The organism is Streptomyces sp. SP17BM10, from assembly GCF_036322405.1.
In the GTDB taxonomy this organism is placed as follows: Bacteria; Actinomycetota; Actinomycetes; order Streptomycetales; family Streptomycetaceae; genus Kitasatospora.
This window is the reverse complement of the sequence record NZ_JAQYXB010000608.1, coordinates 46,490-58,871: the sequence shown is the minus strand read 5'-3', so window position 1 is coordinate 58,871 and position 12,382 is coordinate 46,490. Positions and strand designations below refer to the sequence as shown.

Genomic DNA, 12,382 nt, shown 5'->3' with positions numbered 1-12,382 from the left:
GGGTTCCTCTGGCCTACGTCCACGAGAGTAGTTCAATTCTCAACAAGTAGCAAGTTGAAAATTGAACTATGTGGGGGTGGAGGAGCTCGGGGGTGGGCGTGCGGCGCCCGTCAGCCGTACATGCGGCGCATGGTGAAGTCGACCATCTGCTCCACGGCCTTCGCGTCGAAGACCATCCGGTGCTCGCCCTCCATGTCCAGCGCGAAGCCGTAGCCCGTCGGCAGGAGGTCCAGGACCTCGGCGCCGGTCACGGTGAAGTGCTTGGAGTCCTTGCCGGCGTAGCGGCGCAGCTCCTTCAGCGAGCTGAACATCGGGATCACCGGCGTCGGCGTGTTGTGCAGCGCCAGGAAGCCGGGGCGTTCGCCGCGCGGGCAGTGCACCTTGGAGGTGATGAAGATGGCCTGGAAGTCCTCGACCGCCATCGACCCGGTGGTGAAGGCCCGCACGGCGTCCGCGAGGGACGGCGGGGAGGGTTCCGGGTAGAGCGACTGCTGCGACGCCTGGGACTGCGCGCCGTAGGCGTCGGCGCCGGGCATGCCGTTCATGCCCGGCTGCGGACCCGCCTGTTGCTGGTAGGGGTCGCCCGGGTATGCGTTCTGGTCATATCCGTACACACGGACAGGCTAGCGGGCGCGCACCCGCCCGTGGTGGCGTCGATCCTGACAAGGAGTCGTCGTCCCGTCTTGTGGGACGTGACCACGTTCATACCGGATTCACCGCCGGGGGCTTGCCCAAGTTACCGCTGGGTAGCATCATGATGCCTACTGGTGGGTACGGGGCGCCGGAACGCGGCGGTCTCCCGGAAGCGACGAACCGGAGAAAACGGCCATGGGTCACTACAAGTCCAACCTGCGGGACGTGGAGTTCAACCTCTTCGAGGTGTTCGGCCGCGACCAGGTGTACGGCACCGGACCGTTCGCCGACATGGACGTCGAGACCGCGAAGAACATCCTGAGCGAGATCTCGCGCCTCGCCGAGAACGACCTCGCCGCGTCCTTCGTCGACGCCGACCGCAACCCGCCGGTCTTCGACCCGGAGACCAACACCGCCCCGATCCCGGCCTCGTTCAAGAAGAGCTACCAGACCTTCATGGACGCCGAGTGGTGGCGCCTGGGCATCCCGGAGTCCATCGGCGGCCAGGTCACCCCGAACTCGCTGATCTGGGCCTTCGCCGAGCAGATCCTGGGCTCGAACCCGGCCATCTGGATGTACTCCTCCGGCCCGGCCTTCGCCGGCGTCATCGCCGAGGAGGGCACCGAGGCGCAGCTCGAGATCGCCAAGCGGATGACCGACCGCCTGTGGGGCTCCACCATGGTCCTCACCGAGCCCGACGCGGGCTCCGACGTGGGCGCCGGCCGCACGAAGGCGATCCAGCAGGAGGACGGCTCCTGGCACATCGAGGGCGTCAAGCGCTTCATCACCTCGGGCGAGCACGACATGTCCGAGAACATCATCCACATGGTGTTGGCCCGCCCCGAGGGCGGTAAGCCGGGCACCAAGGGCCTCGGTCTGTTCATCGTCCCGAAGTTCGACTTCGACTGGGAGACCGGCGAGCTCGGCGAGCGCAACGGCGTCTACGCCACCAACGTCGAGCACAAGATGGGCCTCAAGGCCTCGAACACCTGCGAGATGACCTTCGGCGCCAAGCACCCGGCCAAGGGCTGGCTGCTCGGCGAGAAGGTCGACGGCATCCGCCAGATGTTCAAGATCATCGAGTTCGCCCGCATGATGGTCGGCACGAAGGCCATCGCCACCCTCTCCACCGGCTACCTGAACGCCCTGGAGTACGCCAAGGAGCGCGTGCAGGGCGCCGACATCTCGCAGTTCCTGGACAAGACCGCCCCGCGCGTCACCATCACCCACCACCCGGACGTGCGCCGCTCGCTGCTGACCCAGAAGGCCTACGCCGAGGGCATGCGCGCGCTGGTCCTGTTCACCGCGTCCACCCAGGACGACATGATGGCCGCCAAGCTGCGCGGTGAGCGCGACGAGGCCGCCGAGCGCCTGAACGACCTGCTCCTGCCGATCGTCAAGGGCTACGGCTCGGAGAAGTCCTACGAGCAGCTCGCCCAGTCCCTGCAGACCTTCGGTGGCTCCGGCTACCTGCAGGAGTACCCGATCGAGCAGTACATCCGCGACGCCAAGATCGACACCCTCTACGAGGGCACCACGGCCATCCAGGGCCAGGACTTCTTCTTCCGCAAGATCGTCAAGGACGGCGGCCAGGCCCTCACCGCGCTGTCCGAGCAGATCCAGAAGTTCCTCGCCTCCGCCGAGGGCGGCGACGCCCTGGCCGCCGAGCGCGAGCTGCTCGCCAAGGCCGCCGGCGACCTGGAGGGCATCGTCGGCAAGCTGCTCGCCGACCTCTCCTCGGTCGAGCAGGACGTCAAGAACATGTACAAGGTGGGCCTGAACACCACCCGCCTGCTGATGGTCTCCGGCGACGTCGTCGTCGGCTGGCTGCTGCTGCGCCAGGCCGCGGTGGCCCTGGCCAAGCTGGAGGCCGGCGCCTCGGAGAAGGACGTCCCGTTCTACCAGGGCAAGGTCGCGGCGGCCCGCTTCTTCGCCAAGAACGTCCTGCCGACCGTCGCCCCGCAGCGCCTGATCGCCGAGGGCATCGACAACGAGATCATGGACCTGGCGGAGGAGGCCTTCTAAGGCCCGCCCACCCGAGCTGCCTGACGAAACCCTCATGCCGAAGGGCCCGACCCACCCGGTCGGGCCCTTCGGCATGCGGCCGCCCCCAGGGGCGGATGACCGTCTGCGACCAGGGCCGTTCACTGCGTGAACGGCGGTGGGGGCGAAGGCACTTCACGGATGTGTCTGTGTTTCGCATCCGTTGTGACGTTGCGAGTGCCCTGTCCGTGTACGGGCATATGCTCAGGGTGCGAAGCCGACCCCCATCCGGCTCCGGCCCTCCATCGACTCAGGAGCAGTATGTCGCCCGCCGCCCGACAGGCGTTCTTCGACCGGACGCACACCGATGATCTGATCGCGTTCCTCGGAACCTCGCCTTCCCCGTACCACGCGGTCGCGAGCGCCGCCGAGCGGCTGGAGAAGGCGGGCTTTCGGCAGGTCGCCGAGACGGACGCGTGGGACGCTGCGGCCGGTGGGCGCTACCTCATCCGCGGCGGCGCGCTCATCGCCTGGTACCTGCCCGAGGGCGCCGGCCCCGAGACGCCGTTCCGCGTGGTCGGGACGCACACCGATTCGCCGAACCTGCGGGTCAAGCCGGTGCCGGACACCGGCACGGCCGGCTGGCGGCAGGTCGCGGTGGAGATCTACGGCGGCGTCCCGCTGAACACCTGGCTCGACCGGGACCTCGGCCTGTCCGGTCGGCTGGCCCTCAAGGACGGCAGCTGGCGCCTGGTGCAGCTGGACGAGCCGCTGCTGCGCGTGCCGCAGCTGGCCATCCACCTGGACCGCCAGGTCAACGACGGCATGAAGCTCGACAAGCAGCGCCACCTCACCCCGATCTGGGGCCTCGGCCCGGTCGACGAGGGCGGCCTGATCTCCTACGTCGCCCAGCGGGCCGGCCTGGAGCCGGCCGACGTGGTCGGCTGGGACCTCATGACGCACGACGTGCAGCCCGCCTCCTACCTCGGCCGCGACCGCGAGCTGCTGGCCGGCCCGCGCCTGGACAACCTGCTGTCCGTGCACGCGGCCACCGCCGCGCTCGCCGCCGTCGCCACCGCCGAGGGCGCCTCCGAGCTGCCGTACATCCCGGTGCTGGCCGCCTTCGACCACGAGGAGACCGGCAGCGAGTCGGACACCGGCGCGCAGAGCCCGCTGCTCGGCAACGTCCTGGACCGCACCGTCCACGCGCGCGGCGGCTCCCCGGAGGACCGCGCCAGGGCGCTGGCCGCCACCGTCTGCCTCTCCTCGGACATGGGCCACGCGATCCACCCGAACTACACCGAGCGGCACGAGCCGGGCCACCACCCGATGCCGAACGGCGGCCCGATCCTCAAGGTCAACGTCAACAACCGCTACGCGACCGACGGCGTCGGCCGGGCCGTGTTCGCGGCCGCCTGTGAGCGGGCCGGCGTGCCGTGGCAGTCCTTCGTCTCCAACAACGCCATGCCCTGCGGCACGACGATCGGCCCGATCACCGCGGCCCGCCTCGGCATCAGGACGGTCGACTGCGGCATCGCCGCGCTGTCCATGCACTCGGCGCGCGAGCTGTGCGGCGCGGACGACCCGTACCTGCTCGCCAGCGCGATCAAGGCCTTCCTGGAGGGCTGAGACGTCCGGAGGTGCGAAGGGCCCGGCGCAATCCCCGCCGGGCCCTCCGCACGTCCTGCCGGGTTACTCCATGCCCGCGAGCACCAGCGGCAGGCGGCGGGCGCCGTCGGCGGCCAGCTTCACCGGCACGCCCCAGTCCTGCTGGTGCACGTGGCAGGCCGGGTACTCGATCTCCGGGTCGTCGTCGCAGGAGGCGGCCATCGCCGACACGTGCAGCACGCCCTCGGTGACCTCGTCGGACAGGACCAGCTCGCGCGAGAGGTCGCAGTCCGCGCCCGCGCCGGAGACCAGCAGCTCCGGCGGCGTCGAGCTGACCAGCAGCCGGGTGGACGGGCCGTAACGCTCGTCCAGCTTCTGGCCGCTCGGCGCGGAGAAGACCACGTCCAGCCGGAACGGGCCCGGCGCGACCTCGGTCGCCGCGCGCTGGGTGCGGTGCGCGACCGACTCGACCCGCACGGCCTCCTCGGGCAGCCGCAGCCTGGTCAGCCGGTGCCGGGCCGACTCGACCACGACGATGTCCTCGCCCACCAGGACGGCCCCGGACGGCTCGCGCAGGTCGGTGGCCAGTGTGCTGACCTCGCCGGTCGCCGGGTCGAAGCGGCGCAGCGCGTGGTTGTAGGTGTCGGCGACGGCCACCGAGCCGTCGGGCAGGACGGTGACGCCGAGCGGGTGCTGGAACAGGGCCTGCTCGGCGGCGCCGTCGCGGTGGCCGAAGTCGAACAGGCCGGTGCCGACGGCCGTGTGGACGGCGTGGGTGCCACGTGCCCCTTCCGATCGACCGACCCAGCGCAGGGCCGAGGTCTCGGAGTCGGCGACCCAGAGCCTCTCGCCGTCCGCGGAGACCGCTAGGCCGGACGGCTGGGCGAACCAGGCCTCGTCGGCGGGCCCGTCCACCAGGCCCTCGTTGGTCGTGCCGGCCGCGACGGCGACCGTGCCGGCCGCCGGGTCGAACGCCCACAGCTGGTGCACGCCGGCCATGGCGATCCACACCCGGCCGTCGAACCAGGCGACGTCCCACGGCGAGGAGAGGTCCACCTCGCGGGCCGGGCCGTCGGTGGCCGAGCCCTGCCACCACTGGCGGCCGGTGCCGGCCAGGGTGGTGACGTGGCCGTCGGCGAGCCGGACGCCGCGCAGGGCGTGGTTGACGGTGTCGGCGACGATCACGTCGTAGTCGTACGGGTGGCCCTCGGGCAGCAGCGCGAGGCCCTGCGGCTCGCTGAACCGCGGCTCGGTGCCGTCGACCAGGCCGCGCCGCCCGTCGCCGATCCGGCGCACCACCGTCTCGCCGTCCTCGGCCAGCTCGACCAGCGAGTGGTGGCCGGAGTCGGCGACCAGGAAGTGGCCGTCGCCCAGGCGCAGCGCCTTGCCCGGGAACGTGAGGTCCCCGGCGGTCGGCTCCGGCGCCACGTACGGGCCGTCGCCGCGGCGCAGCGTGCCCTTGGCGGCGTGCTCCTCCTCCAGTTCCTCCACGAGTCGCGCGATCGCGTGCGCGTGGCCCTCGCCGGCGTGCTGGGCGACGACGTACCCCTCGGGGTCGATCACCACGAGGGTGGGCCAGGCGCGGACGGCGTACTGCTTCCAGGTGGCGAGCGCCGGGTCGTCCAGGACCGGGTGGTGCACCTCGTACCGGGCGACGGCGTCGACGACGGCCTGGTGGTCGGCCTCGTGCACGAACTTGGGCGAGTGCACGCCGACGATCACCACGGTGTCGCGGTGCTTCTCCTCCAGCTCGCGCAGTTCGTCGAGGACGTGGAGGCAGTTGATGCAGCAGAAGGTCCAGAAGTCCAGGACGGTGATCTTGCCCCGGAAGTCGGCGAGGGTGAGCTCCTTGCCGCCGGTGTTCAGCCAACCGCCTGCGCCGACCAGCTCGGGGGCGCGTACTCGTGCACGAGATGCCATGGCTGTATCCAACCTCATCGGGTGGGGCCGGCATTCCGGGGCGGGTGGGATAGGTGGGGCGGGTGGGTAGGCGGGGGCTCAGGCGGGCGGGTCCACGTGAGCCTGCCAGCGGGTTTCGCCGTCCTGCCGGTGGGCGGTCGGGGTGAGGCCGAGGGCGCGGGCCACGGCTGCGGAGGCGTGGTGGTCGGGGTGGATGTGGGCCGTCACGGTGGTGATGCCGGCGGCGGCGAGGTGGGCGAGCAGGGTACGGGCGGCCTCGGCGGCGAGGCCGCGGCCCTGCCATGGCGTGCCGACCACCCAGGCGAGCTCGGCGCCGTCCCCGCGGACGGTGGTCTGGACGTAGCCCGCGAGGCGGCCGTCGTCGTGCAGGCGCAGCGCCCAGTTGCCCCAGGTCTCGTCGGGGTCGGGGGAACCGGCGGCGAGCCGGGCGTAGCGGGCGCGCAGGGCGTCGGCGCCGTCAGGGGTGCCGCCGGTGAAGGCGTGCAGGGCGGGGTCGGCGAGGGTGGCGGCCATCTCCTCGGCGTGTTCGGGCCGCAGCGGGACGAGGTCGAGGCGTTCGCCGTGGAGGGTCGTGGCGGTGTCGGGGTGCACGGGTTCGTCCGAGGCCGCTCAGTGCGGGTACGGGCTCGTGTCGCCGAGGACGTGTTCCCGTCCCCACGCGCCCAGCGGGGCCAGCGCCGCGTTGAGGCGGGCGCCGGCGTCGGTCAGCGTGTACTCGACCCGGGGCGGGACCTCGTCGTGGGCCTCGCGGTGCACGACGCCGTCCGCCTCCAGCTCGCGCAGGTGGGCGGCCAGCACCTTCTCGGTGATGCCCGGCACCAGGCGGCGCAGCTCGCCGAAGCGGCAGCCCGGGCGGTCGGCCAGGGCCCAGAGGATCAGCACCTTCCACTTGCCGCCGATCACGTCCATCGCGGCGTCGATCCCGCAGACGTACGCCCCCGGCCTCGGCACGGTCGCCATCCTCCACCCCTCCCACCTCGTCACTCACCCCAGGGTAACCACCCACTTCCACGTGCGTACTTGATCACCCGTGAGCGGGCGCCGAGGCTGATCGGCATGGAAAGCACCGGAGTTGAGAAGACCCCCGTCACCCTGCTCGGGCTCGGTGCCATGGGCACCGCCCTCGCCCGCGCCTGGCTCGCCGCCGGGCACCCGCTGACCGTCTGGAACCGCACCCCCGCCCGGGCCGGGGCGCTCGCCGCCGAGGGCGCGGTCGTGGCCGCCACGGCCGCGGAGGCCGTCGCCGCGAACCGGCTGGTCGTCGTCTGCCTGCTCGACGACGCCTCCGTGGAGGAGGCGCTGGCCGGCGCCGGTCTCGCCGGGAAGGACGTGGTCAACCTGGTCACCGGCACCCCCGCCCAGGCCCGGGCCCGCGCCGGGTGGGCGCAGGCGCGCGGTGCGCGCTACCTGGACGGCGGGATCATGGCCGTCCCGCCGATGATCGGCGTCCCGGCAGCCGGGCCGTACGTGTTCTACAGCGGCTCGACCGCACTGTTCGAGGAGCACGCGGAGGTGCTCGCCGTGCCGGCCGGCACCCGGTACGTCGGGGCGGACCCGGGGCACGCGGCGCTGCACGACGTGGCGCTGCTGAGCGCGATGTACGGGATGTTCGCCGGGGTCGCGCACGCGTTCGCGCTGGTGGGGAAGGAGGCCGCGGTCGCGCCCGGTGACCTCGCGCCGCTGCTGACCGGGTGGCTGACGGCGATGACCGGGTCGATCGCGAAGATGGCGGAGCAACTGGAGAGCGGCGACTACGCCAAGGACGTGGTGTCGAACCTGGCGATGCAGGTGGCCGGGCGGCGGACGCTGCTGGGCACGGCCGAGGAACAGGGGGTGAGCGACGAACTCCTGGCGCCGTACTTCCGGTTGATGGAACGGCGGCTCGCGATCGGCGGCGGCGAGGAGGACCTGGCGGGGGTGGTCGACCTGCTGCGGCGCTGAGGCCCGGCCGGTAACGTACCGGCATGGCTGACCTTGAAGAACGCGCCAACGTCGTCGCGTCCGGTTCCCGGCAGGCCGGGGCGGGGGTGCCGGTCCGCCGGCGCCGCGTCACGGACCTCGCCGAGTGCGTCCGGCTGCTGGGCGACGTCCACGCCACCGACGGCTACCCGGTCGACTGGCCCGACCGCCCCGCCGCCTGGCTCGCCCCCGAGGGGCTCCTGGCCGCCTGGGTGGCCGAGGCGGACGCCCGCGTCCTCGGGCACGTCGCCCTCTCCCGCAGCACTCCGGGCGACGCCGCCCCGGTGCTGTGGAGCCGCCGCACCGGCGCCCGGCCCGAGCTCACCGCCGTGGTGAACCGGCTGTACGTCTCCCCCGCCGCGCGCGGGCGGGGCGTCGGCGCCCGCTTGCTGGCGAACGCCCTGACCCACGCGCGGGCGCTGGGCCTGCACCCCGTCCTCGACGTCCTCGCCACCGACACGGCGGCGGTGGCCTGCTACCGGCGTCTCGGCTGGACCTGGCTGGGCAGTGTCGACCAGCAGTGGGGCGGCGGGCGCACCGTCGTCGTCCACTGCTTCGCGGCGCCCCGGGAGCCGTAGCCACGTCGCCTGCGGGGAGCCGCCCGGCTCCCCGCGGGCCGTCCGTCAGCCCGCCGAGCGGTCCGTGGCGGGGCGGCGGCGCAGTGCGGGGGTGGTGAGCGCGGGCGGCCGCCAGACGCCGTCGGCCCGGTAGACGTCGGTGCCGGGCGGGACGATCGCGTCGATGCGGTCGAGGGTGGCGTCGTCGAGGACGAGGTCGGCGCCCTCGAGGGCCGATTCGAGCTGTTCCATCGTGCGCGGGCCGAGGATCACCGAGGTGACGGCCGGGTGGGCCAGGGGGAAGGCGACGGCCAGCTCGGGGAGCGTGCGGCCGAGGCCCTCGGCGAGGGCGGTGAAGGCCTCGACGGCGTCCAGCTTGGCCTGGGTGAGCGGCAGTTCCGGATCGAAGCGGCCCGGGTTGATGGCGGCGCGGCCCCGGGTGAGGTCGATCGCCCCGCCCTTGCGGTAACGGCCGGTCAGGAAGCCGCCGGCCAGCGGGCCCCAGGTCAGCGCGCCCATGCCGAGCTTCTGGACGGTGGGCAGCACGTTCGCCTCGATGCCGCGGGCGAGCAGCGAGTAGGGCGGCTGCTCGGTGCGGAAGCGGGGGAGGCCGCGGCGCTCGGCGACGTGGTGGGCGTCGACGATCTGCTCGGCGGGGAAGGTCGAGCAGCCGAAGGCGCGGATCTTGCCGGCCCGGACGAGGTCGTCGAGCGCGGAGAGGGTCTCCTCGATGTCGGTGGTGTGGTCAGGCCGGTGCACCTGGTACAGGTCGATCCGGTCGGTGCGCAGCCGCCGCAGGCTCTCCTCGACCTCGTGGACGATCCAGCGCCGGGAGTTTCCGCCCCGGTTGCGGCCCTCGCCCATCGGGAAGTGCACCTTGGTGGCGAGCACGATGTCGTCCCGGTCGCCGCGGGCGGCCAGCGCCTTGCCGACGATCTCCTCGGACTCGCCGGCCGAGTACATGTCGGCGGTGTCGACGAAGTTGATGCCGCGGTCGAGGGCGGTGTGGATGATCCGCACGCAGTCGTCGTGGTCGGGGTTGCCGATCGCGCCGAACATCATGGTGCCGAGGCAGTAGGCGCTGACTTCGATGCCGGTGCCGCCTAGGACGCGGTAGCGCATGGTCGTTCTCCCCGCAGTGTCGGGACCCGTTCTCTGCGTCAGAGGCTAGGAGTTGGAGTGCGCTCCAACGCAAGGGCCGGGATTCCCCCGGCCGGGGGAGCGGGGTCCCCTCGCAGGGGGAGGCCGGGGCGGGGCCGTGCGGGTGAGCGTGGGGGCATGACGAGGAACGCGTGGAGTGTGGTCGGTTGGGGCGTCGCCTGGGCCGGCTCCGGGACGGGCTGCGCGCTGAGCGGGACGGCGCTGCTCGGGGCCGTCTGGCCCGGCTGGGTGGTCGCCGGGGCGGGGGCGGTCGCGGTGCCGACCGGGATGGCGGTGGCCCGGGGGAGGCCGGGGCCGGGGCTGCGGGCGGTGCTGTGGGGGCTGGCCGGGGTGGCGGCGGTGGCGGCCTGGGGGCTGCTGATGGACGTACTTGCGCTGCTGACCGGGGCGGCCGTGGACAGCGGGCCCGCAGCGGTGCTGCACGCGCTGTCGGCGGTCGGCACGGTGCTGCTGGTGGGTGCCGCGCGCCGCCGGCCGTCCGCCGGGAGGCGGGCTTCGGCCGCGGCGCCGTCCGAGGCTCCGGCGGCCGTCCAACTAGCCGCTTGGGCAGGCACGGTGGCGTTCGTCCCGTACGTCGTGATGAAGCTCGACTGGGCGCTCGGCGGCAGTTTCGCGGGGCTCGACGGGGCCCGGATCCGGGTGGCCGACGAGCGCAACGGCGCGTCCGGGCTCTGGCTCGCGCTGGAGGACTGGGGGCTCGACGCCACCGCGCTGATGGCCGCGCTCGGGGTGTTCCTGCTGTGGGGCCTGGTTCGCCCGTGGGGGCAGGTCTTTCCGCGGTGGACCCTGGTGCTGAGCGGCCGCCGGGTGCCGCGCTGGCTGCCGCTGGCCCCCGCGCTGATCGGGGCCGGCACGCTCGCGCCGTACGGGCTGATGGGGGTCGGGTACCTGTCGCTGTGCACGATCGGCGTGACGACGATCCGGACGGGCGACTTTCCGACGCCGGACGACGCGCTGCTCGTCGGCTGGGTCGGGATGAGCGCGTTCGCCGCGTACGGGGTGGCGCTGGCGGTCGCGGTCCGCTCGTACTGGCGGCGCACGGGCGGCTGAGCCCGGTCCGCGGCCGGGGTCGATTTGCGGGAACGGCAACAAAGCTTGCCGGTACGGCGGCGGTGGCCGCAGCCTGGCGGTGGAGGTGACGGCCAGGCTGCGGCCACCGTGTGAACGGGGAGGCTCCCTTCCGTGCCCCCATGCTTTCCCGCACCACCCGACGACCCCACGATCGGAGACACCGGATGTCCGGCCGCCACCATCACCACCACACCAAGGGCCAGGGCCGCGAGCACGGCCACGACCACGACCACGTCCCCGCCGCGGACTTCGACTGGGACGCGCTCGCCGCCCACCTGGAGCGCGAGGCCGAGCTGAAGGCCTCCGCCGTCACCGCGGCCGCCCACTGGCTGCGCGGGCTGACCGGCGACGGGGTCCGGCGGGTGCTCGACGTCGGCAGCGGCCCCGGCGTGCTCGCCGGGCTGCTCGCGGAGGCCTTCCCGGCGGCCGAGGTGGTCGCGGTCGACCAGTCGGCGGCGTTGCTGGAGCGCGCCCGGACCCGCTCCGGCGGGCGCCTGAAGACCCGGCAGGCCGATCTGCCGGAGGAGTTCGGCAAGCTCGGCGAGGCCGACCTGATCTGGTCCGCGAACGCGATCCACCACCTCGGCGACCAGCAGACCGCGCTCACCGGCCTGGCCGGCCTGCTGCGTCCCGGCGGGGTGCTGGCCGTCGCCGAGCGCGGGCTGCCGCTGCGCTACCTGCCGCGCGACTTCGGCCGCGGGACGGCCGGTTTCCAGGCCCGCCTGGACGCCGCCCACGAGGCGGGCTTCAGCACGATGCGCGCCGAACTTCCGGGCGCCACCGAGGAGATCGAGGACTGGCCGGCCATGCTCGGCCGGGCCGGCCTGACCCCGACCGGCACCCGGACCTTCCTGATCGACCACCCGGCCCCGCTCGCCGCCCCCGCCCGCGAGCACCTCCACGCCCAGCTCGGCCGCCTGCACGACCAACTCGCCGACCACCTGGACCCGCAGGACGCGGCCACGCTGGCCGCCCTGCTGGACGAGGACGCCCCGACCGGGATCCTGCACCGGCCGGACGCCTTCTACCTCTCCGCGATGACGGTCCACACCGCCCGCGCGGCCGGGTAGCCCCGGAGCCCCCGGGGTGCCGCCGGGAGAAACCGGAGGCACCCCGGCGGCCGGTACCGTCGCCTCATGACTGGCAACGAGCACGGAACCGGCCCCGGATTCGTCGTCGTGACGACCACCCACGAGACCGAGGACCTGGCCCGGGCCCTGGCGTCCGCCGCCGTCCGTGAGCGGCTGGCCGCGTGCGCGCAGGTGTACCCGGTCCGGTCCGTCTACTGGTGGGAGGGCGAGGTGCAGGACGCCGAGGAGTGGCGGATCGACCTCAAGACCCGTGAGGAACTCGCCGACCGTCTGGGCGAGTTCCTCACGGGGCGCCACGCTTACCAGACGCCCGAGGTGATCGCCGTCCCGGTGGTCGCGGGCAGCCCCGGCTACCTCGCGTGGGTCACCGCCGAGACGGCCGCTCCCTGAGGCCCCGCG

The 12,382-nt window shown here is 73.3% G+C and carries 12 protein-coding genes; 7 read left to right on the top strand and 5 right to left on the bottom strand.

All coding sequences use genetic code 11. The features are described 5' to 3' along the window. Window positions 1-110: 110 nt before the first annotated feature. The gene (locus tag PUR71_RS22770) at window positions 111-614 is read right to left on the bottom strand and encodes an SseB family protein (protein WP_380440727.1); all 504 of its coding nucleotides are present in this window, start codon (window positions 612-614) and stop codon (window positions 111-113) included. Between the two features lie 214 nt (window positions 615-828). Between PUR71_RS22770 and PUR71_RS22765 the strand changes: the two genes are divergently transcribed. Both PUR71_RS22765 and PUR71_RS22760 read left to right on the top strand, forming a co-directional pair. Further along, on the top strand, window positions 829-2,658 hold the full coding sequence (locus PUR71_RS22765) for an acyl-CoA dehydrogenase (RefSeq protein WP_329928926.1): 1,830 nt from the start codon (window positions 829-831) through the stop codon (window positions 2,656-2,658). 279 nt (window positions 2,659-2,937) lie between these two features. Then, window positions 2,938-4,245 carry a M18 family aminopeptidase gene (locus PUR71_RS22760; protein ID WP_329928925.1) on the top strand — a complete coding sequence of 436 codons (1,308 nt, stop codon included), beginning with the start codon at window positions 2,938-2,940 and terminating at the stop codon, window positions 4,243-4,245. Between the two features lie 63 nt (window positions 4,246-4,308). Here PUR71_RS22760 and PUR71_RS22755 read toward each other — a convergent pair whose 3' ends face one another. The 3 genes from PUR71_RS22755 to PUR71_RS22745 form a co-directional block, all read right to left on the bottom strand. After that, entirely contained in the window at window positions 4,309-6,144 is a 1,836-nt protein-coding gene (locus tag PUR71_RS22755) for an NHL domain-containing thioredoxin family protein (protein ID WP_329928924.1), read from the bottom strand. A 78-nt stretch (window positions 6,145-6,222) separates the two neighbouring features. Continuing rightward, the gene (locus PUR71_RS22750) at window positions 6,223-6,735 is read right to left on the bottom strand and encodes a GNAT family N-acetyltransferase (protein WP_329928923.1); all 513 of its coding nucleotides are present in this window, start codon (window positions 6,733-6,735) and stop codon (window positions 6,223-6,225) included. Between the two features lie 18 nt (window positions 6,736-6,753). Then, window positions 6,754-7,104 (bottom strand): winged helix-turn-helix transcriptional regulator, encoded by a 351-nt coding sequence (locus tag PUR71_RS22745; protein WP_329928922.1) that lies wholly within the window; start codon window positions 7,102-7,104, stop codon window positions 6,754-6,756. A 96-nt stretch (window positions 7,105-7,200) separates the two neighbouring features. Between PUR71_RS22745 and PUR71_RS22740 the strand changes: the two genes are divergently transcribed. Both PUR71_RS22740 and PUR71_RS22735 read left to right on the top strand, forming a co-directional pair. Then, window positions 7,201-8,085, top strand: a complete 885-nt coding sequence (locus PUR71_RS22740) for an NAD(P)-dependent oxidoreductase (protein ID WP_329928921.1) — start codon at window positions 7,201-7,203, stop codon at window positions 8,083-8,085. 23 nt (window positions 8,086-8,108) lie between these two features. After that, on the top strand, window positions 8,109-8,681 hold the full coding sequence (locus PUR71_RS22735; protein WP_329928920.1) for a GNAT family N-acetyltransferase: 573 nt from the start codon (window positions 8,109-8,111) through the stop codon (window positions 8,679-8,681). 45 nt (window positions 8,682-8,726) lie between these two features. Here the strand turns inward: PUR71_RS22735 and PUR71_RS22730 are convergent, their stop codons facing one another. Next, window positions 8,727-9,782, bottom strand: coding sequence for an aldo/keto reductase (locus PUR71_RS22730; RefSeq protein WP_329928919.1), 1,056 nt, complete (start codon window positions 9,780-9,782; stop codon window positions 8,727-8,729). Between the two features lie 156 nt (window positions 9,783-9,938). Between PUR71_RS22730 and PUR71_RS22725 the strand changes: the two genes are divergently transcribed. The 3 genes from PUR71_RS22725 (at window position 9,939) to cutA (ending at window position 12,373) form a co-directional block, all read left to right on the top strand. Further along, window positions 9,939-10,871: a hypothetical protein gene (locus PUR71_RS22725; RefSeq protein WP_329928918.1), complete on the top strand. Its 933-nt coding sequence runs from the start codon at window positions 9,939-9,941 to the stop codon at window positions 10,869-10,871. 185 nt (window positions 10,872-11,056) lie between these two features. Continuing rightward, the gene (locus PUR71_RS22720) at window positions 11,057-11,962 is read left to right on the top strand and encodes a class I SAM-dependent methyltransferase (RefSeq protein ID WP_329928917.1); all 906 of its coding nucleotides are present in this window, start codon (window positions 11,057-11,059) and stop codon (window positions 11,960-11,962) included. A 66-nt stretch (window positions 11,963-12,028) separates the two neighbouring features. After that, window positions 12,029-12,373 (top strand): divalent-cation tolerance protein CutA, encoded by a 345-nt coding sequence (gene cutA / locus PUR71_RS22715; RefSeq protein WP_329928916.1) that lies wholly within the window; start codon window positions 12,029-12,031, stop codon window positions 12,371-12,373. Window positions 12,374-12,382: the final 9 nt, after the last annotated feature.